Below are 21,708 nucleotides of genomic sequence, written 5' to 3' on the forward strand. Positions count from 1 at the left end.
TCAGTTCGTTGCTGAAGGTCAATCTTGATTGAAACAGGAGAAACAACAATGATACTGCAAGACAAAGTGGTGTTAGTTACTGGAGGCACATCGGGAATTGGTAGAGCTACCGCGTTGGCGAAGCCTACCGGAGGTAATCGCTTATGCCCAACAACAAGCAAAGGTGGTGGTGGTGGGTCGTCGAATTGATGAAGGTGAAGAAACTGTAAAAAATGCAAAAACTGAACACCGCTTTCCAGCGACCTACAACAGGAGCATTCTATATGACCCAGCGTGACGCCGTTTTCCCCGCCGATCGGCATGACCTCTACACCTCATACACCTATTCCGCAGCGATCAGATCAGGTGACCTCCTGTTCGTGTCTGGTCAGGTCGGCAGTCGCAGCGATGGCTCGCCCGAGCCGGACTTTGAGGCTCAGGTCCGCCTGGCATTCTCCAATCTTGAGGCGACCCTACAAGCGGGTGGATGCGGGCTTGACGATATCGTCGACGTGACGACCTTTCATACCGATCCCGAGAATCAGTTCGGCACGGTCATGACCGTTAAAAGCGAAGTCTTCCCGGAAGCGCCTTATCCGAATTGGACGGCGATCGGGGTCAACTGGCTCGCGGGGTTCGACTTCGAGATCAAGGTCATCGCCCGTATTCCAGGCTGAATTCATCAGGCGGAGCGGGCGGCAGGATAACCCGACACTGCACTCGACCGCCCGGCATTTGTCATCAGGGCGAAGCGATTCGCGGGCTTATTGGTAAGTAAATTGCCGATTTGACGATCACATTAGTAATCACATACGCAGTAAAACACTATGTCACAAAAACTCTCAGGAAAAGTTGCGCTTGTCACTGGCGGAACTTCAGGAATTGGCAGAGCAACGGCGATCGCTTATGCCCAACAACAAGCAAAGGTGGTGGTGGTGGGTCGTCGAATGGATGAAGGTGAAGAAACGGTTCGATTGATCAAGGAAGCTGGCGGAGAGGCTATTTTTGTGCAAGCCGATGTCACGAAAGAAGCCGATGTTAAAGCAATGGTTGATAAAACGGTTGACGTTTTTGGTCGGTTAGATATTGCCTTTAATAATGCAGGAACTGTCGGCGAAAATCCCTCATTGATTGAGCAAACAGAAGCGGAATACGATCGCACGATGAACGTCAATATCAAAGGCGTTTGGTTGTCGATGAAATATGAAATCGCTCAGATGTTGAAACAGGGAAGTGGTTCGTTCGCCTCTGGCGGCACTATGTGCATCGTCAATACATCATCTGGGGCTGGAGTCGTTGCAGTTCCTACCCAACTCCTCTACACCGCGAGTAAACATGCAGTAGTAGGCTTAACAAAAGCCGCCGCGCTCCAATATGCCAAAGCGGGGATTCGCATCAATGTCGTTGCACCAGCAGCAATCGAAACAGATATGTTTGAAGCAGCTACAGGTGGGCAGGATGAGGTCAAAGCTTATATAACAGGACTTCACCCGATCGGACGAATTGGAACACCGCTTGAAGTTGCAAATGCAGTCCTGTTTTTATCATCTGACCTGGCATCGTTCATAACAGGTGAAACGTTGATGGTAGATGGCGGGTATGTAGCGCAGTAGTCGATTGACAGTGCGAGACGATGCAACAGACAAAAACACGTCATCAATTTACAACGGAGAAACCTCTCATGCCTTACGTTACTGTCGGTCAAGAAAATTCTGCAACCATCGATCTCTACTACGAAGATCTGGGGACAGGTCAACCGATTGTTCTGATTCATGGATTTCCCCTCAACGGTCATTCCTGGGAAAAGCAGGTCTTAGTGCTGCTAAATGCGGGGTATCGAGTCATTACCTACGATCGCCGAGGATTCGGTGCTTCTAGCCAACCCTCGTTTGGCTATGACTACGATACCTTTGCAGCCGATTTGAACGGGCTGATGACCAAGCTTGACTTGCAAAATACCGTGCTGGTCGGTTTCTCAATGGGAACAGGTGAAGTCACACGTTATCTTGGCAAATACGGCTCAGAGCGGGTGCAGAAAGCCGTGCTGATGGCTCCCGTTCCACCTTTTCTGTTAAAGACAGACGACAATCCAGAGGGTGTTGATCAAAGTGTCTTCGATGGCATTATGAAAGCGATCGTTGAAGACCGTCCAGCCTATTTCTCTGCGTTCTTCAAAGAGTTTTTCAATGTCGATGTATTGCTTGGCGATCGCATCAGCAATGAGGCAATTCAAGCCAGTTGGAATGTGGCAGCAGGGGCTTCTGCAAAAGGAACTTTGGATTGTGTACCGTCCTGGTTGACTGATTTCCGCGATGATCTGCCCCGCATTGATGTACCGACTCTGATTATTCATGGCGATAGCGATCGGATTTTGCCACTGGAATCCACCGCAGCAAGACTCCCAAAGCTGATTAAAAACAGTCAACTGGTTGTCATTCCTGGCGGACCGCACGCCATCAACTGGACTCACGCTGATCAGATCAATCCCCTGTTACTGGACTTTCTTCAACAGGAATAATCAGTGATCTGCTGCATTTCTGGCTTGTGAAAAAACGCTGTGATTCATCCCGTTGAGTCAGGCTCAAATGATACACATATTTGTCTAGTTCTGAAGAGGCAATTCTATGACTGTCCCTACTCAAACGTCTCGAACCGTTGCCGGAGTAATTAACAGCGTTGAAACACTCGAAGGGGCTGGATTTCTTGTCCGTCGGCCCTTTCCCAAAAGTAGCTTCTCTGAATTTGACCCGTTTCTCCTCCTCGACGAATTGGGGCCGATTAATCTCAAGCCGGGTCAAGCAAAAGGTGCGCCCGATCATCCGCATCGGGGCTTTGAAATCGTCAGCTATGTCTTGGATGGACGGTTAGAACACAAAGATTCTGTGGGGCACGCCGGGCTACTAAATCCGGGTGATGTTCAGTGGATGACAGCAGGTGCCGGGGTCGTGCATTCCGAGATGCCAGAGTCAATGTTTACTCAAACGGGTGGACGGCTCCACGGCATTCAACTATGGGTCAATCTGCCACAACGAGACAAAATGATGCCGCCCCGCTATCAGGAAATTCCAGCGGCTCACATTCCGATCGCTCAAACTGAAGATCGGTCTGTGACGGTGCGGGTGATTACGGGAGAAGCGTTAGGGGCAAAAGCCGTCATTCAGACGCGCACGCCCATAACTTACCTCCACTTCACACTGCAACCAGGGGCAACGATGATCCAGCCTGTACCCAAAGAGTACAACGCCTTTGCCTATGTACTGGAGGGGTCTGGGTTGTTTGGGACAAAGCCAGCGCCTGGTGATGATGGGCAGATGGTGCTCTTTTCTCAAGATGGAGAAGATGTGATAATCTCCAACCCTGCTGCTGCTCAACGTCCTCTAGATCTGCTGCTGATTGCAGGTGTACCCCTTAACGAACCCGTCGTGCGCTACGGTCCATTTGTCATGAACACTGAAGCTGAAATTACCCAGGCGATCAACGACTATCAGGAAGGAAGGATGGGACGGATTGATGTTTAACACATCTCAATATCAAATTAGTCAACATCAACGCTTAAGTGAGTTACGAATCAAACTACTGCGTCTGCACAAGCTTTTACTAGAGACTGAGCGCCTTACCTATGAGCAAGTTCGAGGGCAAGTTTCTAGCGGTGAATTGCTACAACTGGTGATTAGTCATGAGCAGTTTGCCTGGTTGCACCAACTCTCAGCATTGATTATCCAAATCGATGAGTTGCTTCATGACGGTGAACTTGTTACACCAGAGGCAATTGCAGCGATCGACAGTGACATTCGGACACTGCTCAGCCCCGACGAATTGGGTGATGAGTTTGCCATGAAGTATGATACGGCGCTTCAACGCCACCCCGATGGCGTGTTAGCTCATGCAGATGTCGTGATGTTGCTGACCTCTAACAGTATTTAACCTCCAAAATTCACAGATTCTGAACTTGCTCCGATAGCCTCAATCATTCTGTTCACCGTTGTCTCCTACCAGGGATACCAAAAAACTATGACCTGCGAACATCTCAACAATCTAACTGTGGAAAACCTGATTTCTAAAGCAGCCTATCCCATATTTCGTTGTGAAGAGTGCATTAAAATAAATAGCCGCTGGGTACACCTCCGGATTTGCCAAACCTGTAGCAAAATGCTGTGCTGTGATTCTTCTGAGCATCAACATGCTCGTCGTCATTATGAAGCAACCAATCATGCAGTGGTTAGTTCGGCTGAATTGGGGGAGCAGTGGTTATGGTGTTTTGCAGATGAACAGGGAAAAGACTATTGATAGCGATTCTGATTTCATCTAGATTTCCTTCCTATTTCTTCAACATATTCTCCTCATGTGGGTGATTTTCATGGCTGTTTCTCATCAAAGTACTCCCGTTGACATCGTTTGGCCCAGTTTGCCCTTAGCAGCTTGGCAGGATACCTATGCAACTCTCCATCTATGGATGCAAATCATCGGTAAAATCCGGTTGGCACTGGCACCTAAACTCAATCACTGGTGGCAATCTACTCTTTATGTCACACCGCGTGGACTAACAACCGCTTCAATCCCCTGCGGAACTAGTAACTTTCAAATTAGCTTTGATTTTCTCGACCATCAACTACAAATAGACACTAGCGACGGCATCACTAAAAGAATTGCACTGGCTCCTCGCTCTGTGGCAGATTTTTACCAAATGGTGCTAACTACATTGAGCGACATCGGCATCGAAGTCCAAATCTGGACGATGCCGCAAGAAGTGTCAGAACCAATCCCGTTTGAGCGAGACTATCAACACGCAGCTTACGATCCGGAGTATGCACAACGGTTCTGGCGAATTCTTGTGCAAGTCGATCGCATCATGACCGTCTTCCGTTCCCAGTTTGTTGGTAAATCCAGCCCTGTACATTTTTTTTGGGGCAGCTTTGATCTTGCTGTGACTCGTTTCTCTGGTCGTCGTGCGCCAGAACATCCCGGTGGGGTTCCGAATATGGCAGATTGGGTCACGCGCGAAGCCTATTCACACGAAGTTAGTAGTTGCGGCTTTTGGCTAGGGGGTGGGTCAGTTGTGGAGCCTGTTTTTTACGCTTACGCTTACCCTGCGCCGGAGGGTTTCCGTGATTACCCAATCCAACCCAGAGAAGCGTTTTACAGCCCAGAGATGCAAGAGTTTATCCTACCCTATGAAGCCGTGAGACAAGCTGACGATCCAGATGCAATGCTCCTTGCTTTTCTCCAAAGCACCTATGAAGCAGCAGCCAACTTAGGACATTGGGATCGAGTAGCCCTGGAGCGTTCCCCAACCGTGTAAGGCTAACAAATTGCAAATTGCTGAAGCGGATGGACTGGCGACCTTGATACAAAGTTTGAGGCGATCTGCTGTCACCTAGAGAGACTCAATGGATAGTGGATAACCGGACATTTTTGCAAACGGCAGTTATACAAAGCGGTAAGCAGAGCGGTAAGCAGACAAGGAGCATACCCAAAAATGATTAAAGGTCGGTTAGAAGCATTCAGTGATGGGGTAATTGCTATTATTATCACCATTATGGTACTGGAGTTGAAAATACCTCATGAGTCAGATTTAGCTGCGCTACGTCTGCTGATTCCAACCTTTCTAAGCTATGTGTTGAGTTTCGTGCATGTTGGTATCTACTGGAACAATCACCATCACCTGTTTCAGGCAGTCCGACAAGTGAATGGTTCAACTTTGTGGGCAAACCTACATTTGTTGTTCTGGTTATCATTATTTCCCTTTGTCACCGCATGGATGGGTGAAAATCATTTTGCTGCGTTGCCTGTGGCGCTTTATGGTGTGGTTCTATTGTTGGCTGCGATCGCCTACTTCACTCTGACCCGCACACTTGTTTTTCACCACGGTCAAGATTCCACACTTGCAAACGCTCTGGGTCGGAACTTTAAAGGCAAGTTATCGGTATTGATTTATGCAGTTGCAATTCCACTTGCTTTTGCAATCCCTTGGCTTGCATGTGCATTGTACGTTCTGGTTTCAGTTCTGTGGCTCATTCCCGATCGTCGTATCGAAAAGGCGTTGAATTCATAAAGTTCCATGTTTGATGCAACAAAAACCAGCTAATAAACCCTCTTCACCAGTACGAATATAGGTTGTTGGTCACAGACAAAGGTGATCTGAATCCGGTAAGCGGGAACGTTATGCCGCTTAAACCTAAGACGGGAAGGTGGCTGATTCTCGTACTGCGACATCTGGCGTTTTCGCGGCGACAAGATGGTCGAATTAAGAGCTTTCGTAATCACAACCGAAGTCAAAGTTAAACCCAGCAGCGCGGTGTAAATCATTTGCAAAAGGTAGGAGGTATTCTCATGAAAAACGCAACTTATGTGGAGGCTGCTCGGTGGGGTAAGTATCGGGGGTGGCGGTATGTTCTGGGGCTGGTGGTCATCCTCTTTGCGTGGCTGGTGGTCGGGACTGGTGCCAGCGTACTCGTCGTGATCGCGTTTAGCGGTCAGCCGGATTACTCCATGCTTGGTCCTTTGGGGAAGTTCCTGTATATCATGGTAGGCTTTCCGGTCTTCCTGGCGGGAGTCCTCATCGCCGTTACCCTTATCCATCGCCGTCATCCCCTGACGCTCATCACGGCGCGGAAGAAGATAAGCTGGCGTCGCATCGGTCAGGGGTTTGTGGCGTGGTCCGTTCCAGCGTGTCTGATAGGCGTGCTGGGACAGTACCTCTTCTACCCCGACACCTTTTCCTTCAACTTCGACCTGGCGACGTTCGCGCTCTTTGTGCCATTGGCACTGGTCTTCACCGCGATCCAGACGACCACTGAGGAGCTTTTCTTTCGCGGATACGTTGTGCAAGGGGCGAGCATGATCTCGACCAACCGCGTTTTTCTGGCGATCGTGGCAGCCGTGATATTCACCCTGCCGCACCTCTTAAACCCGGAGGCGATCGCAGGCGGCTGGCTCACGGTTTTCTCCAACTACTTCCTCGTTCCGGGTCTGTTGTGGACTGTGGTTTCGCTGATTGACGGCACCACTGAACTCGCCATCGGCGTACATTTCGCAAATAACATCATTGGCATACTCCTGTTCAACATAGCCGGAAGCGCCGTGACCACACCGGCTCTGTTCACAATCAGCGAGTTCCACGCGACCTACGTGGCGCTATCGGTGCTAGTTGCAATACCCATATTCCTGGCGATCGCCTACAAGGTGTTCAAACGCGATGAGGCATCCGAACCTGTTTTCCAGAGCGATCGGAAGGGTTTTTAGTAATCCCATCGAACCCTGAAAACAATCGTAAAGGCAACTAGCGGTCAGATCCAAGCACTACATATATGCACGAGTCAAGGAGACAAAGATGAGGATCAAAGCAATCAAAGGACATCAGGGAAGCGGAACGGACGTGAAAGACGCGACTTACGTGGAGGCTGCCCGGTGGGGTAAATATCGGGGGTGGCGGTATGTTCTAGGATTAGTAGTCATCCTCTTTGCGTGGCTGGTGGTCGGCGGCATCGCCGCCCCGCTCGTCACGTTCTTGCTCGGCGGTCAGGAGGGGCTTATAGCGTTCGGGCAGGCAGATTACTCCTTGCTCGGTCCCTTTGGCAACTTTCTGGCGATCATGGCGGGGTTCCCGTTCTTCCTCGCGGGAATCTTCATTGCCGTTGTTGGAATTCACCGCCGCTCCCTCCGGACGCTGGTCACGGCGCGGGAGCGGATAAGCTGGCGGCGTGTCGGTCACGGGTTTGTGGCTGGGTTCGTGCCATTCTGCCTGATCGATGGGCTAGGACAGTACTTCTTCTATCCCGACACCTTTTCCTTTAACTCCGACCTCACGACGTTCGCGCTCTTCGTGCCGATCGCGCTAGTCTTCACCGCGATCCAGACCACCACCGAAGAGCTGTTCTTTCGCGGCTACATCGTGCAGGGCGCGAGCCTGATCTGGTCTAACCGCGTCTTTCTAGCGCTTGTGTCGGCAGTACTCTTCACCCTGATGCACCTCGGCAACCCGGAGGCGATCGCGGGCGGCTGGCTCCAAGTGTTCCTTGGCTACTTTGTTAGCGGAGGACTGTTGTGGGTGGTCGTCTCGCTGGTGGAGGGAACGACCGAACTCGCCATCGGCGCGCACTTCGCGAACAACATCAGCTTCTTTCTCCTAGTCAACGCAGCCGGAAGCGCCGCGACCACGCCAGCGCTGTTCATGGTCAGCGAGTACCATGCGACCTTCTACGCGCTATCAGTGCTGGTTGTAGTACCCGTGTTCCTGGCGATCGCCTACAAGGTGTTCAAACGCGACAAGGCATCCGAACCCGTTGATTCCTAAATCTATTAGCCACTTGAATCAGCAACTCGATCAAAGGAGTTGATCATCATGTCTAAAGTGTCTTCTAACCGCCCACAGAAGCCTCCTGCCGCGTTCGCACCAAACAGGGACTCTCGTCCAGGCTGGCTTGAGATCATTGTGGGTCTTGTCGTCTTCGCGATCGTAGCGTTCGGAGGCATCTGGCAGTTCAAGCGGCTCGGTCTCGACCCAGTGGTTTACGGACTGATCTTGACTTCGTGGACTGGCATCGCCGGGATTGCCGGGTTCGCAGCGGCAGTGCTACTTCGGATTCGTTCCCTGAAAGCCTTCGGTGTGCGCCCCGTCTCCAGGCGCTGGTTGCTCATCGCGGTCGGAGTCGGACTGGTTGCCTTCGTACTTAAGGGATTGGCAGTTCTGGGCTGGATTCAGATCACCGGGAACACCAACAATGTTCAGGGTGTTTACGCAGAGGGCGGTAGCGGCGGGGTACTCTCTCTGGTTTTAGCGACATTTTTCCTCGGAATCGTTACGCCTCTTGGTGAGGAGTTGCTCTTCCGGGGTGTCGTCGCCAACGCGCTGCTGCGCTACGGTTCGTTCATCGGGGTTGTGGGTAGCACCGTGATCTTTGCCCTCGCTCATGGCATCAACATCGTCTTTCCCGCAGCCGTAGTCGCGGGTCTTGCCACTGCCGAGATCTTCCGCCGTAGTGGATCGGTTTGGACTGCTGTCGTCGTTCACGTCGTTTTCAACTTGCCCACGATCCCGGTGATGGTAGCTGCTGGCATGGGCTAATAGGACGGATCATCTGGAGATTAAATCAATGGCAGTTTTGAAACAATTTGGGATTTTATTTGTCTTGGGCATTGCAGGAATTGCGATGGTTACGATTACGTCGGCTCCATTAGTTGAGCAACAGTTGGCGAAACTGTCTCCAGAAACACTGGCAAAAGTGCCGCCATTGTGGATTTTAATGCTTCTGCAAGGACTACAGCTTACAGTTCTACTGGCAATCAGCATTCTGGTCGGCATTGGTTGTGCTGATCGTGTTGGATTACGCTCCCATTTGATTGATCATTGGGTGTTTCACACCGCTAAGTCTCCATCTTTTGCCGTTGAGATGAAGTGGAGCTTGGGTGTGGGTGCAGCGGCGGCGATCGTTCTCTTGTTGCTCGATCAGTTGATGCAACCTGTCCTCCCTGAAGCGCTACGGGCTGCCAATCATACAGAGCTAAGTGGGTTGAATTTGCTCACAGCAATGTTCTATGGCGGCATCACTGAGGAAATTTTGATGCGCTGGGGTTTAATGTCACTGCTTATTTGGATTGCGTGGAAAGGTCTAAAACAAGGCGTTACGTTGCCGAGCCAAGGGATTTACCAGGGTGCGATCGTTCTAGCCGCGTTGGTCTTTGGACTACTACACCTGCCAGCGACTGCCGCGATCGTTCCCCTCACTCCAGTTGTGATTGCCCGAGCGATATTACTCAATGGGATTGCTGGCATTGCGTTTGGCTGGCTCTTTTGGCAATACTCGCTTGAGGCTGCGATGTTATCCCATGTCAGCGTTCATGCCTTTTCCTTTGCTCTTAGCCTTTTGCTGGCAAGATTTGCCTAAGCTTTTTTCTGGCAAGCATCACTGCATCCATCACCAAATATCGGAGCTAAAACATGTCACGCAAAACGATCGCCACCAAAGACCAGTCTCCACAACGACCCCTTACTCCCAGTGCCAAACACCCGCTTCTGCGATTTCTTCGCAAACCTCTTCAGATCATTCGCACTAATTTTCGCGCCTACTTCACCATCAACGCCATTGTGTATGGCTTAGTCATCACCGGGTTGATAGCGGCGACAGTCTTCCCCAACCTGAGCGCAACTCGGGTAGCCATCCTGGAAGACAACGGAACGGCTGATCTTGTCCGATCGCTAATCAATACCCCCTGGCTGTTCTCGCTGACCATCCTGGGAGTCAACCTCACGACCGGCGCGCTGTGGATCGTGCTCCCTTCGCTGATCGTTCCCTTTGCTGGCATCGCCATGTTTGCGTATAAGACATTCACTCTCGGTTTAGCTATGGCTCCGACTACCAAGATTATGGCGGTGGCATTGATCCCGCACTCGCTGACGATACTCATCGAATTCCAAGCTTACGCTCTCTTGATGTTTGGCGCATACATTCTTGGTCGGTCTTGGGTTCGCCCCGCAACCATCGGTACTCGGAACCATCGTCAGGGTTACGTCCGTGGGCTGCAACAGCTCGGTTGGTTGAGTTTGTCCACGCTCCCACTGTTCATCGTCGGCGCGATCTGGGAGGCGTTCTCGCTCCGCTACCTGGTTTCTCCGCTGACCCAATGGTTGTTGTAGCGCTAAACGGATCAAATCATGATGGTTTCTTGAATCGATTGTCAACTCTACAATTTTAAGATGGTGAATCAAATGATTAAGTACAAAGATTTTGCGCCTCGGATTACGGAACGGGGACCCTTCGGCGGACCTGCCGAGTATGAATCCTTCTCTGAGGTTGTGAGTGAGGTCAATCAGTGGATTGAAAGTAGCACGATCCAGGTGATCAATGTTGAAACTGTTGTTTTACCCGATCGCATCGAAGGCACCAGTGATGATGTTTACGGATTGACGACCAGTAATGCTTTTCACCCAGTGATGATCAGTCAGGGTCTTGCAATCAACTGCTTTCAATGTGTGCGTGTTTGGTACAGAGAATAAGCTTCACCAGAGAAGAAATAATGAAACGATTTACCTTGTTTACTTTCCTGTATCTCGCGCTGGGAGTTTGTCTGACAGCGATCGCGCTTGGATACCCAAACCTGCCTTCGGGTCTTCAAACCAGCCTGTTCATCAGCGCAGGAGCATCCTACATTGTTTGTATTCTCAGTACTTTCCCATTTTGGCGCGAGACGACGATCCGCTTCTATCGCAGCCGCAATTCAGCGGTCATTCTACCCTGGTTGGTGATTGGAGTGAACATTATTTGGATGATCTGGGAGGTTCAGAGTCAGAACTGGACGATGGAAGCCATTTTACAAGCGTTTTCGCGGCTAATAGTTGTCTTACTGTTTGCAGAAATCATTGTTGTTACATGGCAAGTGAATTCTGAACATTAGTGTCTAAAGCGGATGATCCTGAAACAAACTCGTTTCAGCAACGCGAGATCGAGTCAAACGTACTACACAAGGAACACCATGAATCAGCCCGAGTTTTTTGTCACTCCCGGTTATGGGGAATACATGTTGAATAAATTGCACTACTCGCAAGCGGTAAAAATAGGCGATCGCGTGGAGACATCTGGACAAGGTGGTTGGGATGACAACCTGCAAATTCCAGAATCGCTTGCGGACGGGATTGCTCAGGCGTTTCGGAACATGGAACATAGAGCGAACCTTGGCGACTGCTGGTGCGGGTTGGGAGCATGTGGTTCACGTCAATTCTTACCATGTTGGCGGGTTTCCCCCAGAGGTGAACGATGAGATGGTCAGGCTATTTCGTCATTACATGCCCAACCATGCCCCCATTTGGACAGAGTTAGGAGTCGCGGCGCTTGGACTGCCAGCGATGCGGATTGAAATCCGCGTGACTGCAATTGTTCCGTGAATTTTGCACAAGTGGCAACGGGGTGATTCGGCGACTACGCTGAGGAGAAGGAAGCGCCGATAGAAAAACTGCCCTCGCTCCGTTAAAGCACCCACTCAAACAAAGGAAAGTTTCAGATGTCAGAGAACAATAAAGCAATTTTATTAGAGGGAAATGCGGCGATCGCTGAAGGCAACAATGAAGGATTCTTGTCGTTCTGCACCGACGACACGCAGTGGACGTTTGTAGGTGACAAAACCCTCAATGGAAAAGAAGCCGTTCGCCAATGGATGGCAACGACATACGTAGAGCCGCCAAAGTTTAGGGTCGCTAACTTAATCGCTGAGGGTGATTTCGTCACGGCACTCGGCGACATCACAATGAAGGACGCAGACGGAAAGGCGGCTCATTACTCGTACTGCGACATCTGGCGCTTTCGCAACGGTCAGATTGTCGAATTAAAAGCTTTCGTCATCAAAACCTCGGTCTGACCTGCCGTCTCTACTGACTGTTTAGTCAGTCATAATTATGATATAGATGCTTAGCGGCTTTAGCAAACGAACTAGTCCGCGTTCTTTCTGCTTGCTGTAGTGGTCGCTGGAGGCTAACCCTGAATCTAAGGAGCGATGTCTATGGCACACGCAAAGCGTACTCGCATGAGAGGAAGTTGTGCCTGTGGTGGCGTGCAGTACGAACTCAACGATCGCTTTCTGATTGCTAACCATTGTTACTGTTCAACCTGTCGCAAGGTACATGGAGCCGCATTTGGCACGTTTGGTCATGCCCAGTCAGACCATTTCCGCTGGATTCAGGGAGAATCGTTGTTGACTGGATATCACTCCTCAGCGGGCAATGTGCGGAATTTTTGTCGAATCTGTGGTTCCAATCTACCAAGCGTATTTCCTGAAATGAACTACGTGCGGATTCCCTTAGCGACGCTGGATGATGATCCAAAAACACAGCCCGTGGCACATTTGTATGTGAAAGCAAAAGTGTCGTGGCTTGAGATTAGTGATGCCTTGCCTCAATATCCTGAAACTGTTGATTTACGCGAACTGGTGAAAGAGTAACAACAATGCCACGCACTCCAGCCGAAAACGATCGCATCCGTCGTGCCACCACTGAACAAATACTGAATACCGCATTGAGTTTGTTCTGCGAAAAGGGCTATTACTCCACGTCAATTGAAGATATTGCCAGACAAGCAGATATTTCAAAAGGGCTACTGTATCACTACTTCAAAAGTAAAGAGGAGGTGTTGGCGGCGCTGGTGGAGATTCGGATCAATGATGTGTTAGTCGTGATGAATGCGGCTCAAACAAAACCAACGCCTGCTCAACAAATTCAGCACATTGCAGAGGGGGCACTGGATGATGTACGCCGTAAACCAGATATCTTTCGGTTTTATCTGAATCTGTTCACTCAGCCGAAACTTGATCCAGTCGTTGCAAAATACACGCAACAGTTGATGGATGAACAAGCCCAACAATTTAAGGTGCAGACAGACATGTTTGAAGCCTTGGGAGTCGAAAATCCGAGGCAGCGATCGCTCTATTTCTCCTCAACGTTGCAGGGCATCATGCTGATGTATTCCACCTATCCCAAAAATTTTCCGCTAGATGAAGTCAAAGCCCAAGTGATTGCGGAGTTTTGTAAGAATCCCTGAGTTCATGGGTCTAATATGAATCATTCACCTGAACTGATGCAATGGGGGATTGGCGCATACTTTTGTCACCTGCTATCTGCATCGGGATGCTCAGGAGGCGAATCGATTTACACTGTATGAATAATGGCGAAAATCATCTGTTGAAGCGTTCATCCACACCTAGAAGCCAAGAGTTACCGAAAGGCTTAGGAGGAACTGTCTACCCTACTTGAGCATCAGAGGACAGTATCAGTTTTAAGCGATATCAAGGAATGGTATCAGGCACCATGATCGACTATTCGGCAGCTCAAACGAAAATGGCTCACAATTCGATCGAACTCAGAAGAACGAAATACTTCAAGCTCAGCTCACACGTCGCTCAGTTGAACAATGCAGAATTGCATTCTCTGCTTGACAACAGTGAGTCGCATGAGTCGAGTACGGGTTGGGGAAGTAGTCAGGTCGTCATTCTTGGACAATCCAAAGTCTTTGTGAAACGGGTTCCAGTAACAAACCTTGAATATGACAACCTGTTCTCCACCAGAAACCTCTATGACCTGCCGACTTACTGTAATTACGGCATTGGTGCCTTTGCTTCCACGGGTTTTGGGGTCTTCCGTGAACTCGTGACCCATCTCAAGACCACCCACTGGGTCTTGGAGGGAGAAATTGCTACCTTCCCACTGATGTACCATTACCGGATTATTCCTTTTGTTGGGCAGCGGGCGGCGGTAGATAGGTCGCAGCACAGCAGGTATGTGGAATCCTGGGGTAATAGTGAGAACGCTGGGAAGTATGTGTTAGATCGAGCGATCGCTAACTACGAATTAGTTTTGTTTCTAGAGTATATTCCCTACGTTCTGGAAACATGGCTGCGGGAAAATCCTAACAAACTCCAGAAACCGTTGAATGACTTACGCGCAACAGTTGACTTTCTGAGGATGAAAGGAATCATCCACTTTGACGCGCATTTTCAAAATGTGCTCACTGACGGTGAACAGGCTTATTTGACCGATTTCGGTTTGACACTGGACAAGAGTTTTGCATTGACGAAAGAAGAAGAGTCTTTCTTTAAGCAGCATATATTTTATGACTACGGAGAAGTTCTGCGGAATTTAGGACACCTGATTCGACCAGTCTATGATGCCTGTTCGGAAAACGATCAGCGTAGAATCATGGCAAAATATAATATCAAAGCAGGCTTACAACCCTACGAATTGCGATCGCTATTATTGAATCACATTGAGCAAATCCATGCTGATGGAGACATGCAGCTAGATGCGCTCTATGTTGCCAGCATTGTCAACTATCGCCGCATCATTGCGCTGATGCAAGACTTCTTTGTTGCTATGTGGGGAAATCACCAGAAGGATACGAAACTTGATCACGCAAAACTACAGCGGTTGCTCAAAGAGACCGGGTTTCTCTCTAACTCTCTCTAACAAAGTAGTTCTTGTGGAGAGATATTATGCAAGAATCTACTGTTTATCGTTCAATTCAGAGAGAAGTCCAGGAAGAAAGAGATCGGGCGATCGCACTCAACTTTCTGCGAGAGGGCTTATCAGTTGAAATGGTCGCTCGTGGAACGGGATTGTCGATCGAAGAAGTGCAACAACTTCAGCAACAACTCAACAGCTCCGCACAAAGTTGAAGTCGATTGGTGTACAGAGAGTTGATCGTAAAAAACGGCATAACAACCCGGTTGGAGCGGACAGTTGAGAGTCTTTTCGTTGATCGCTATGGTTGATCTGCTGCTGCTCAACTTGGTCGTCAGCAGAATGCTCATAAGAATTGTTGTGACTCGATCCCGAACGGCGGTGGATTAGTGCTGTTCGTTGTAACCATTTCGATCGCTTAATTTTAGAGGAGACGTAGCATGAATCGATTCACTGGCGGTTGCCTGTGCGGTAATGTCCGCATTGTGGCATTGGGACTCCCCTATCGAGTCGGTCTTTGTCACTGTCTCGACTGCCGCAAACATCATGGGGCGCTTTTTCACGCTTCTGCGGTGTTCCCTCAGGATGCAGTCACGATCGAGGGCGAAACCCAATCCTACGCCAGGCGGTTTTTCTGTCCCCGCTGCGGCTCGTCCATTTTCGCACGCACCGCAGACGAAATCGAAGTGAACCTCGGCTCCCTGGATGCTTCTGACCAACTGATGCCCACCTACGAAAGCTGGATCGTCCGTCGCGAGTCCTGGTTGCCGCCGTTTCCGCTCACAAGACGATACGATCGCGATCGTGACACCACGGGTCGCTTTGAGGAGTAGGTCGCATGATAAGATTTCCATCACCAAAGAACGCAGCGGCAGCGCAGGTCGCCGCATAGTCTGAAGTTGATGCCAAGAATAGGAGGTTTGAAGCAGACCGTCCTATTCTTGACAACGAAGTAGCAGCGGGCGACGCGGAGTCAATAAAACATTAGAAACTCCCCAAATTCGTCAGCAACATCGTCCACTATAGAATTTCTACATACCCTTCTGTTCCATGTACGCGAATTCGTTGCCCATCTTTGATCAGTTTGGTAGCATTTCCGACTCCGACAACTGCTGGCAAGCCATATTCACGGGCGATCACTGCTCCATGGGTCATCAGCCCACCGACTTCGGTGACTAGACCTTTGATGGATACAAATAGTGGTGTCCAGCTAGGGTCAGTAAAGGCGGTGACTAATATATCTCCAGCTTCCAGATCCGCAGCTTCCATCTTTAAGATGACCCGTGCCCGTCCCTCTATCACTCCGGAGGAAACAGGCAGACCTACCATCGCTGCGGCTGGAAGATTTTCTCGTTTGTACTCACCCGTGATGATTTCACCGTCAGATGTGATCACCCGTGGTGGCGTTAGTTTTTCATAGAATTTGTACTCGTCTTTTCGTTTACTGACGATCGGGTAATTCAGTTTATTTGTGCGTACGACTTCGTGAAGTTCTTCAAACGTGAGGTAGTAAATATCTTCTTTTTCCTGAATAACCTTAGTTCTTACGAGTGGTTCGGCTGCTTTCAGTAAAGCCTGCCTATAAATGAAGTAGCGATTAATCATGCCGTATTTGGGATATTCACGATAACCGCTGAAATTCCGGATCAGGCTGATCATTCGTTTTGTTTCTTTAGCCTTTTGTTCACCACCCGGTAATTGCTTCAGTCGCTCCAATAACTCTTGTTCTTTTTCCAAAGCTTCCTGTCGCCCTTGCTCAAATTTCCGATCGCTAGCACCAGGCTCAAAATTTTTGATATGACTGAGAATGATGGGGACAAGCGTCATTGGTTTTTCGCTCCAACGAGGTCTTGTCATATCGATCTCACCCGCACATCGCATTCCGTATTTGTTGAGAAAAACAGCGATCGCGTCCTGGATTTCCTCTCCACCATCAAACTGAATCAGCTCGTCCAAAAAGCTATCATCTTTTACATGATGTAAATAATCAATTATTTTTGGATAAGGACGAATCACATCTGCGACATCCAATAGTTCCAAACCCATTTCCGAAGTAATATTGTTGGGTACAGATTGAGAAAGCGTGTCTGCTGCATTTTTCTCACCTAACCACTCGTTCATTTTTTCATTGATCCACGATGAAGCATCCATCGCAGCCATAATTACACTATGACTTTGCGGGGCAAATAAGATCTTCTTTAATTGCTGGAGATCTTCCAGGATAAAATCAAATAAATCTGATCCTGATTTCGTCTGGATGTTTTGTTTTAATGCTTCGATCGATGTTTGACTCTGTTGCATCAAATCAGCAACGATCGCCGGATCGTTTTCGATTTGCGTACGAAAACCCGCAGGCGAAATAACTTTATTGCTTTTACCGAAGCTTAGTTCTTTTTTATCGTCTGGTGACGATTTGATAAAATCCCCTCGCTCTACGATAGTCAAAAGTGCGTCTTTTATGAGGGGATCGGATTGTCCCAGGCTATCTAATAAAACTTCTCTGTTGTCAGGTGAAGCCAGTATATTGGTAACATCAACAAACAACCTTCCACCAGCTATAGGCATGGGTCTGGGGGTCGTTAACAGCCAAAAAGACAGTCCCAATGGTTTCATGGCATCGGTCATCATTTGTTGATGACCGACAGAGACATAGACGTGATTTTCCTGATCATTCGCTTCAGGAATTGGGAATAAAGTCGTGATCGGACGACTCTGAACCATGTAAAACGTATCATCAACCAGGCACCATTCAATGTCTTTGGGACTGTCGAAATGTGCCTCGATCGCCCGACCAATACGCTCAAGCTGCAAGATCTGCTCATCCGTCAACACTTGTTTATTCTGCCGCTCAGGCTCAATCTCCTGTGCTTTCGTACCGCCATCCTTTAAAGCATAAATAGCCAGTTTCTTGGTGGATATCTTCTTATCTATTACCTTACCGTTCTGCACTTTGTAGTTATCCGCATTCACTAGACCGGAGACCAATGCTTCCCCAAGCCCGAAGCTGGCATCAATGGATAATACTTTCCGATTACAAGTGACGGGATTGGCAGTAAACAAAATGCCTGCCGCCTGCGGAAAGACCATCTTCTGAACCACCACAGACAGGTAAACGTTACGATGGTCGAAGCCGTTTTGCAGGCGGTAGGTGACGGCTCTATCGGTAAATAGCGATGCCCAGCACTTGCTGATGTGCGTTAGGATTGCTTCTTTTCCAATAATGTTTAAATAGGTATCGTGCTGACCTGCAAAAGAGACTGTCGGTAAATCTTCTGCGGTTGCGCTCGATCGCACTGCATAAGCGTCTTTTTCACCAAGTCTGGAGAGAAAGTGGGCGATCGCTTCATCAATGTCTTGAGGAATGACTATCCCTGCGATCACTCTGCGAATCTCAGTACTAAGCTCATGGATTTTAGCTTGGTCATCTACCTTCAAAAGCGATAACTGATCCAGTAATCTGTTAATCGACGGTGTTTCTTCAATGATTCTTTGAAAAGCGATCGTAGAAATACAAAAGCCCTCTGGTACGAGTATTCCTTCAATTTTGGAAAGTTCTCCCAGATTCGCGCCTTTCCCCCCAACAATCCCGATTTTTGTTTGATCAATGTCCTGAAAAGCAAGCACATCAGAACTCATAGTTTTACCTCCTTGCGATCGCGTTTTGCTTCGAGAGTTAAGAGTATGACGAGCGTTGGAAGTGCCATTATTGTTGCGCTAAAAGCATTCTCTAACTCGTGCTGATTGATCTGCTTGCCCGCCATGCCCAGATGAAGGCTGACGCGATGAGCAGATGAATCAAACCGAACACCACCGCCAACTGCCGCGCGCCGCTGAGCAATCCCCATACATCTAAAGCAGGACCCACACTAAACCCAACAATGTTGCCGAGGATAATTGCCTGACGTGCTGTAGATGGCTCCGCGTTCCGAGCCGTCCAGTTGAGAACGGCAATCCCCAGAAAGGTGCTGCCGAACACCCGGAGATAGGCGATCAGCGCGGCGGGTGCATCTGCTGGAACGGCACCGATACCGATTTCTCGTGGAGCAAAGATGAATCCGAGTCCGAGTAGCCCCATATAAACAGCAGTGGTACTCAGCAATAGCTTTTTCATGAGATCATCCTCTCTCCGAAATAGTTGGCGACTCGCATTGGCTCATATCGGACTCCACCAACCAACTTGATACGATCGGTGGTTCAGTCTGCCGCAGCAAAATGCGCCATCTGGTCTGCGTGTGCCTTCACAAACGACGGGCGTGCCGTGGCGCGCGCCACATAGTCGCGGCAGGCAGGATATACCGCCAACCCGTCGAATCGATCGACAAGGCGCAGCACATCCGCCATGAGAATATCGGCGATGGAGAAGGTGCCGACCAACCATTCGTGTCCTGCCAAGACGGTTTCCATGTGCTTGAGCCGAGCCTCAAGGAAGCTATCAAAAAACTTCCGCATTGGAGTTTCGTCGGTGTCACCTGAGAACTTGAAGAATGACCAGGGCTGGCTCGCGGCTTCGACTGAAGCGATCGCTGCAAATAGCCATTCCTTGACATCACTCCGATCGTGCGGCTCGGTAGGCATCAGCTTGCTACTCAGTTCGCCGAGATGAAGCAGGATGGCACCACTCTCGAAGATAGAAATGTCTCTATCGGTCAACCACGGCACCTGTCCGAAGGGTTGGTGCGAGAAATGATCGATCCCTCGATCGCGAAATGGCACACTATTGACGCGGTAGGGTAATTCAGCCTCTTCTAGTGCCCAACGCACACGTAAGTCGCGCACATAGCCTCGCGGAGCTTCGGGAACCCAATCGAAAGTGGTGAGAATCAGATCGGTCATTTAGTGAACCCTCACTCTTAAATAACTGTATGTATGCCACAAATCATGGTGCCGTTCGTGCTGCCACACTCTGCCCGACTCTGCCGATCAAACAGGGGAATCCTGTCCTCGTGCAGGTTGATGACTAACTCCATTGAGCCGATCGGTAGCAAGCACGACTGGGATTGTGGCAGATGATCGCCCTCCCGAAACCAAAAAAATTCTATGCACTGTGAGAGGGGCGATCTTGGTCGATAAGTCGTCTGGTGGATCATAGCGGTGAAAGAACCATTTTCGCGGTCGATGAGCGATCGATGGTACAGGCGATGAAATACTTCAATTCACGCATCTCAATGTCCTTTGAGCGAAAAGCTAGCGCGACGAGGTCATCAATCTCAATTGTAGTACAATGTACTACAAAGCTGATCCAGGCGTTCAGAAAAAATCATCTAATTTGCGACTGGTTTGGTTAAGGATTCGACAAGTGCCCGTACCCGTGCGGCATCACCGACTTGAACCAGGGGAGTTCCATGTGCGGGTACGATCGCTGGATCGCCCTCTAACGCTCCCAACACCGTCTGCACGACTGCTTGTAGATCGGGGCAAAACATTTGTTTGTAAATCTGATTGACTCTGAGTCTGGGCGCACTGTTGCTGAACTGGAACCAGAATCTTGTCCAATTATGGGGGAGCGATGACCAGTTGATGATTAGTTCATCAAGATAGACAATCGGTCGTTTACCTCGACGCGAGATGGCGATTGTTCCGCCTTTCTTCGTGCCCGGAACTTCTCGAAACTCCACAGTTGAAGCAAATAACTTAGAAACGGGTGTAAACGATCGTTGTCCTACATGCTTCAGTTGCTCGATCGCAATTGTAGGAGCATAGGGAATTGCATCGGGATAACGGGCTTGCCACTCGTTTTGCCCTAAATCATGTGCAGAATGCGGGGCGATCAGTGCTGTTACCTGTCCCTTTGCATCAATTTCAGTAAAATCGGCTTCTGATAGTCCAATCGGTGGACTGACGATCGCGAGTTCACCGTCTTCGAGTGTCACTGCGACCGCATTCGCTTTGTACCCATTTGCCACGTATTCGTAAACCCAAACATTGCTGTCTTCAATGACTTCTTGCCAAATCATCATTCTTCCTCCAACGGTTTGCAGAGTTCTTGCTTACTTTTCAGTGTATTTATGACTGAACAAACAGTCAATATAAAATCACGAATTGATAAACCGTAGTCTAACTGTTTAAGTGTTGATCAAAGAATTGCAGCAGTTCAGACCATGCATCTGCTGCTGCTGATGGATTGTAGTCAGACCTTTCATCACAGAAAAAACCGTGCCCTGCGTCTGGATAGATCTTCAGCCGATAGTCTTTCTCTAGGACTTGAAATCGGGATTCGATCTGCCCAATGCGATCGCTTGAAATGAACGGATCTTTACCGCCAAAAAACACGTAGACGGGCACTGTGATCTCTTTTACAGACTCAATCCATTCATCAAGCACCATGCCGTAAAAGGAAGCCGCTACTGCAATTTCATCGGATAGCTTGCAGGCTGTGAAGAAGGTCAAGCCACCGCCCAAACAGAATCCTGCTACCCCAATACGACTAGGATTCACCAATTGGTGTGACGTCAAATAAGCTAGCGCGGCTCGTAAGTCGTTTTCCATTAGTTTGCCGAAGTCCAAGCGCCACATTATCGCCATTGCCTGTTCTACCTGGTCATAGCCAAACTTATTGTGAGGCAATTCACGGTAGTAAAGGTCTGGAATAAGCACTATATAGCCTTCGTTCGCAATTCGGGCTGCGACAGCTCGAATGTGTGAGGTTAATCCAAATGCTTCCATTAGTAGCAAAATGGCGGGTTTGCGATCGGGTTGAGTCGGTGTCACTAGCACAGCAGGCATTTGTCCATCCGATGTTTCGATTAGCACCTCGTTTGTGCTGATTTTCATTTTCTCTCCAGCAAAGCCTG

The 21,708-nt window shown here is 49.2% G+C and carries 27 protein-coding genes and 2 pseudogenes; 23 read left to right on the top strand and 6 right to left on the bottom strand.

All coding sequences use genetic code 11. The annotated features are described in order from the left end of the window. Nucleotides 1–48: 48 nt before the first annotated feature. The 23 genes and pseudogenes from AC5JO6_RS00625 to AC5JO6_RS00735 form a co-directional block, all read left to right on the top strand. Nucleotides 49–211 (top strand): annotated as a pseudogene (locus tag AC5JO6_RS00625) (SDR family NAD(P)-dependent oxidoreductase); the annotation flags it as partial. A gap of 52 nt (nucleotides 212–263) precedes the next feature. Further along, nucleotides 264–656 carry a RidA family protein gene (locus AC5JO6_RS00630; protein ID WP_496079092.1) on the top strand — a complete coding sequence of 131 codons (393 nt, stop codon included), beginning with the start codon at nucleotides 264–266 and terminating at the stop codon, nucleotides 654–656. Nucleotides 657–806: 150 nt separating this feature from the next. Continuing rightward, nucleotides 807–1,592: an SDR family oxidoreductase gene (locus AC5JO6_RS00635; RefSeq protein WP_496079093.1), complete on the top strand. Its 786-nt coding sequence runs from the start codon at nucleotides 807–809 to the stop codon at nucleotides 1,590–1,592. 68 nt (nucleotides 1,593–1,660) lie between these two features. Next, a complete protein-coding gene (locus AC5JO6_RS00640) occupies nucleotides 1,661–2,497 on the top strand; it encodes an alpha/beta fold hydrolase (RefSeq protein ID WP_496079094.1) in 837 nt (278 codons plus the stop codon). A 106-nt stretch (nucleotides 2,498–2,603) separates the two neighbouring features. Next, nucleotides 2,604–3,497: a pirin family protein gene (locus AC5JO6_RS00645; RefSeq protein WP_496079095.1), complete on the top strand. Its 894-nt coding sequence runs from the start codon at nucleotides 2,604–2,606 to the stop codon at nucleotides 3,495–3,497. Beyond that, nucleotides 3,490–3,903: a hypothetical protein gene (locus AC5JO6_RS00650; protein ID WP_496079096.1), complete on the top strand. Its 414-nt coding sequence runs from the start codon at nucleotides 3,490–3,492 to the stop codon at nucleotides 3,901–3,903. Before AC5JO6_RS00645 ends, AC5JO6_RS00650 begins: the two co-directional genes overlap by 8 nt. Before the next feature lie 87 nt (nucleotides 3,904–3,990). After that, complete coding sequence (locus AC5JO6_RS00655) at nucleotides 3,991–4,266, top strand: UBP-type zinc finger domain-containing protein (RefSeq protein WP_496079097.1); 276 nt, start codon at nucleotides 3,991–3,993, stop codon at nucleotides 4,264–4,266. 70 nt (nucleotides 4,267–4,336) lie between these two features. Next, the gene (locus AC5JO6_RS00660) at nucleotides 4,337–5,278 is read left to right on the top strand and encodes a DUF5996 family protein (RefSeq protein ID WP_496079098.1); all 942 of its coding nucleotides are present in this window, start codon (nucleotides 4,337–4,339) and stop codon (nucleotides 5,276–5,278) included. A 177-nt stretch (nucleotides 5,279–5,455) separates the two neighbouring features. Beyond that, nucleotides 5,456–6,031, top strand: coding sequence for a TMEM175 family protein (locus AC5JO6_RS00665; RefSeq protein ID WP_496079099.1), 576 nt, complete (start codon nucleotides 5,456–5,458; stop codon nucleotides 6,029–6,031). Nucleotides 6,032–6,309: 278 nt separating this feature from the next. After that, nucleotides 6,310–7,221: a CPBP family intramembrane glutamic endopeptidase gene (locus AC5JO6_RS00670; protein ID WP_496079100.1), complete on the top strand. Its 912-nt coding sequence runs from the start codon at nucleotides 6,310–6,312 to the stop codon at nucleotides 7,219–7,221. A gap of 88 nt (nucleotides 7,222–7,309) precedes the next feature. Further along, a complete protein-coding gene (locus AC5JO6_RS00675) occupies nucleotides 7,310–8,272 on the top strand; it encodes a CPBP family intramembrane glutamic endopeptidase (protein WP_496079101.1) in 963 nt (320 codons plus the stop codon). Nucleotides 8,273–8,320: 48 nt separating this feature from the next. After that, nucleotides 8,321–9,043 carry a CPBP family intramembrane glutamic endopeptidase gene (locus tag AC5JO6_RS00680; RefSeq protein ID WP_496079102.1) on the top strand — a complete coding sequence of 241 codons (723 nt, stop codon included), beginning with the start codon at nucleotides 8,321–8,323 and terminating at the stop codon, nucleotides 9,041–9,043. Between the two features lie 28 nt (nucleotides 9,044–9,071). Continuing rightward, entirely contained in the window at nucleotides 9,072–9,863 is a 792-nt protein-coding gene (locus AC5JO6_RS00685; protein ID WP_496079103.1) for a CPBP family intramembrane glutamic endopeptidase, read from the top strand. Between the two features lie 53 nt (nucleotides 9,864–9,916). Further along, entirely contained in the window at nucleotides 9,917–10,612 is a 696-nt protein-coding gene (locus tag AC5JO6_RS00690; protein WP_446876844.1) for a stage II sporulation protein M, read from the top strand. Between the two features lie 72 nt (nucleotides 10,613–10,684). Next, nucleotides 10,685–10,972 carry a hypothetical protein gene (locus AC5JO6_RS00695; protein WP_496079138.1) on the top strand — a complete coding sequence of 96 codons (288 nt, stop codon included), beginning with the start codon at nucleotides 10,685–10,687 and terminating at the stop codon, nucleotides 10,970–10,972. Nucleotides 10,973–10,992: 20 nt separating this feature from the next. After that, nucleotides 10,993–11,370: a hypothetical protein gene (locus AC5JO6_RS00700; RefSeq protein WP_496079104.1), complete on the top strand. Its 378-nt coding sequence runs from the start codon at nucleotides 10,993–10,995 to the stop codon at nucleotides 11,368–11,370. Nucleotides 11,371–11,448: 78 nt separating this feature from the next. Continuing rightward, nucleotides 11,449–11,857 (top strand): annotated as a pseudogene (locus tag AC5JO6_RS00705) (RidA family protein). Nucleotides 11,858–11,973: 116 nt separating this feature from the next. Then, nucleotides 11,974–12,327, top strand: a complete 354-nt coding sequence (locus AC5JO6_RS00710; protein ID WP_496079105.1) for a nuclear transport factor 2 family protein — start codon at nucleotides 11,974–11,976, stop codon at nucleotides 12,325–12,327. 141 nt (nucleotides 12,328–12,468) lie between these two features. Further along, nucleotides 12,469–12,906 (top strand): GFA family protein, encoded by a 438-nt coding sequence (locus tag AC5JO6_RS00715; RefSeq protein WP_496079106.1) that lies wholly within the window; start codon nucleotides 12,469–12,471, stop codon nucleotides 12,904–12,906. 5 nt (nucleotides 12,907–12,911) lie between these two features. Then, nucleotides 12,912–13,502 (top strand): TetR/AcrR family transcriptional regulator, encoded by a 591-nt coding sequence (locus AC5JO6_RS00720; protein ID WP_496079107.1) that lies wholly within the window; start codon nucleotides 12,912–12,914, stop codon nucleotides 13,500–13,502. A gap of 266 nt (nucleotides 13,503–13,768) precedes the next feature. Then, nucleotides 13,769–14,923, top strand: coding sequence for a hypothetical protein (locus AC5JO6_RS00725; protein ID WP_496079108.1), 1,155 nt, complete (start codon nucleotides 13,769–13,771; stop codon nucleotides 14,921–14,923). A 26-nt stretch (nucleotides 14,924–14,949) separates the two neighbouring features. Then, complete coding sequence (locus AC5JO6_RS00730) at nucleotides 14,950–15,132, top strand: Rpn/YhgA-type helix-turn-helix domain-containing protein (RefSeq protein ID WP_496079109.1); 183 nt, start codon at nucleotides 14,950–14,952, stop codon at nucleotides 15,130–15,132. Nucleotides 15,133–15,357: 225 nt separating this feature from the next. Beyond that, nucleotides 15,358–15,750, top strand: a complete 393-nt coding sequence (locus tag AC5JO6_RS00735) for a GFA family protein (protein ID WP_496079110.1) — start codon at nucleotides 15,358–15,360, stop codon at nucleotides 15,748–15,750. 187 nt (nucleotides 15,751–15,937) lie between these two features. Here the strand turns inward: AC5JO6_RS00735 and ppsA are convergent, their stop codons facing one another. The 6 genes from ppsA to AC5JO6_RS00765 all read right to left on the bottom strand — a co-directional run bounded on the left by ppsA (nucleotide 15,938) and on the right by AC5JO6_RS00765 (nucleotide 21,688). After that, nucleotides 15,938–18,553, bottom strand: coding sequence for a phosphoenolpyruvate synthase (ppsA, locus tag AC5JO6_RS00740; RefSeq protein ID WP_496079111.1), 2,616 nt, complete (start codon nucleotides 18,551–18,553; stop codon nucleotides 15,938–15,940). A gap of 91 nt (nucleotides 18,554–18,644) precedes the next feature. Continuing rightward, entirely contained in the window at nucleotides 18,645–19,028 is a 384-nt protein-coding gene (locus AC5JO6_RS00745; RefSeq protein ID WP_496079112.1) for a hypothetical protein, read from the bottom strand. Nucleotides 19,029–19,111: 83 nt separating this feature from the next. After that, nucleotides 19,112–19,750 carry a glutathione S-transferase family protein gene (locus tag AC5JO6_RS00750; RefSeq protein WP_496079113.1) on the bottom strand — a complete coding sequence of 213 codons (639 nt, stop codon included), beginning with the start codon at nucleotides 19,748–19,750 and terminating at the stop codon, nucleotides 19,112–19,114. 17 nt (nucleotides 19,751–19,767) lie between these two features. Beyond that, nucleotides 19,768–20,004 (bottom strand): DUF6597 domain-containing transcriptional factor, encoded by a 237-nt coding sequence (locus AC5JO6_RS00755; protein ID WP_496079114.1) that lies wholly within the window; start codon nucleotides 20,002–20,004, stop codon nucleotides 19,768–19,770. 174 nt (nucleotides 20,005–20,178) lie between these two features. Beyond that, nucleotides 20,179–20,874: a hypothetical protein gene (locus AC5JO6_RS00760; protein ID WP_496079115.1), complete on the bottom strand. Its 696-nt coding sequence runs from the start codon at nucleotides 20,872–20,874 to the stop codon at nucleotides 20,179–20,181. Between the two features lie 97 nt (nucleotides 20,875–20,971). After that, complete coding sequence (locus AC5JO6_RS00765) at nucleotides 20,972–21,688, bottom strand: dienelactone hydrolase family protein (protein ID WP_496079116.1); 717 nt, start codon at nucleotides 21,686–21,688, stop codon at nucleotides 20,972–20,974. Nucleotides 21,689–21,708: the final 20 nt, after the last annotated feature.

This window comes from Tildeniella sp., assembly GCF_059505325.1.

What these genes read in the sequence shown, in the direction of transcription:
- AC5JO6_RS00695 (WP_496079138.1), top strand. Translation starts at nt 10,685, where the DNA reads ATGATTAAGTACAAAGATTTTGCGCCTCGGATTACGGAACGGGGACCC.
- AC5JO6_RS00710 (WP_496079105.1), top strand. Translation starts at nt 11,974, where the DNA reads ATGTCAGAGAACAATAAAGCAATTTTATTAGAGGGAAATGCGGCGATC.
- AC5JO6_RS00760 (WP_496079115.1), bottom strand. Translation starts at nt 20,874, where the DNA reads ATGATGATTTGGCAAGAAGTCATTGAAGACAGCAATGTTTGGGTTTAC.
- AC5JO6_RS00745 (WP_496079112.1), bottom strand. Translation starts at nt 19,028, where the DNA reads ATGAAAAAGCTATTGCTGAGTACCACTGCTGTTTATATGGGGCTACTC.
- AC5JO6_RS00700 (WP_496079104.1), top strand. Translation starts at nt 10,993, where the DNA reads ATGAAACGATTTACCTTGTTTACTTTCCTGTATCTCGCGCTGGGAGTT.
- AC5JO6_RS00765 (WP_496079116.1), bottom strand. Translation starts at nt 21,688, where the DNA reads ATGAAAATCAGCACAAACGAGGTGCTAATCGAAACATCGGATGGACAA.
- AC5JO6_RS00720 (WP_496079107.1), top strand. Translation starts at nt 12,912, where the DNA reads ATGCCACGCACTCCAGCCGAAAACGATCGCATCCGTCGTGCCACCACT.
- AC5JO6_RS00650 (WP_496079096.1), top strand. Translation starts at nt 3,490, where the DNA reads ATGTTTAACACATCTCAATATCAAATTAGTCAACATCAACGCTTAAGT.
- AC5JO6_RS00735 (WP_496079110.1), top strand. Translation starts at nt 15,358, where the DNA reads ATGAATCGATTCACTGGCGGTTGCCTGTGCGGTAATGTCCGCATTGTG.
- AC5JO6_RS00750 (WP_496079113.1), bottom strand. Translation starts at nt 19,750, where the DNA reads ATGACCGATCTGATTCTCACCACTTTCGATTGGGTTCCCGAAGCTCCG.
- AC5JO6_RS00730 (WP_496079109.1), top strand. Translation starts at nt 14,950, where the DNA reads ATGCAAGAATCTACTGTTTATCGTTCAATTCAGAGAGAAGTCCAGGAA.
- AC5JO6_RS00690 (WP_446876844.1), top strand. Translation starts at nt 9,917, where the DNA reads ATGTCACGCAAAACGATCGCCACCAAAGACCAGTCTCCACAACGACCC.
- AC5JO6_RS00680 (WP_496079102.1), top strand. Translation starts at nt 8,321, where the DNA reads ATGTCTAAAGTGTCTTCTAACCGCCCACAGAAGCCTCCTGCCGCGTTC.
- AC5JO6_RS00635 (WP_496079093.1), top strand. Translation starts at nt 807, where the DNA reads ATGTCACAAAAACTCTCAGGAAAAGTTGCGCTTGTCACTGGCGGAACT.
- AC5JO6_RS00755 (WP_496079114.1), bottom strand. Translation starts at nt 20,004, where the DNA reads ATGATCCACCAGACGACTTATCGACCAAGATCGCCCCTCTCACAGTGC.
- AC5JO6_RS00665 (WP_496079099.1), top strand. Translation starts at nt 5,456, where the DNA reads ATGATTAAAGGTCGGTTAGAAGCATTCAGTGATGGGGTAATTGCTATT.
- AC5JO6_RS00645 (WP_496079095.1), top strand. Translation starts at nt 2,604, where the DNA reads ATGACTGTCCCTACTCAAACGTCTCGAACCGTTGCCGGAGTAATTAAC.
- AC5JO6_RS00670 (WP_496079100.1), top strand. Translation starts at nt 6,310, where the DNA reads ATGAAAAACGCAACTTATGTGGAGGCTGCTCGGTGGGGTAAGTATCGG.
- AC5JO6_RS00630 (WP_496079092.1), top strand. Translation starts at nt 264, where the DNA reads ATGACCCAGCGTGACGCCGTTTTCCCCGCCGATCGGCATGACCTCTAC.
- AC5JO6_RS00685 (WP_496079103.1), top strand. Translation starts at nt 9,072, where the DNA reads ATGGCAGTTTTGAAACAATTTGGGATTTTATTTGTCTTGGGCATTGCA.
- AC5JO6_RS00715 (WP_496079106.1), top strand. Translation starts at nt 12,469, where the DNA reads ATGGCACACGCAAAGCGTACTCGCATGAGAGGAAGTTGTGCCTGTGGT.
- AC5JO6_RS00725 (WP_496079108.1), top strand. Translation starts at nt 13,769, where the DNA reads ATGATCGACTATTCGGCAGCTCAAACGAAAATGGCTCACAATTCGATC.
- AC5JO6_RS00640 (WP_496079094.1), top strand. Translation starts at nt 1,661, where the DNA reads ATGCCTTACGTTACTGTCGGTCAAGAAAATTCTGCAACCATCGATCTC.
- AC5JO6_RS00660 (WP_496079098.1), top strand. Translation starts at nt 4,337, where the DNA reads ATGGCTGTTTCTCATCAAAGTACTCCCGTTGACATCGTTTGGCCCAGT.
- AC5JO6_RS00675 (WP_496079101.1), top strand. Translation starts at nt 7,310, where the DNA reads ATGAGGATCAAAGCAATCAAAGGACATCAGGGAAGCGGAACGGACGTG.
- ppsA (WP_496079111.1), bottom strand. Translation starts at nt 18,553, where the DNA reads ATGAGTTCTGATGTGCTTGCTTTTCAGGACATTGATCAAACAAAAATC.
- AC5JO6_RS00655 (WP_496079097.1), top strand. Translation starts at nt 3,991, where the DNA reads ATGACCTGCGAACATCTCAACAATCTAACTGTGGAAAACCTGATTTCT.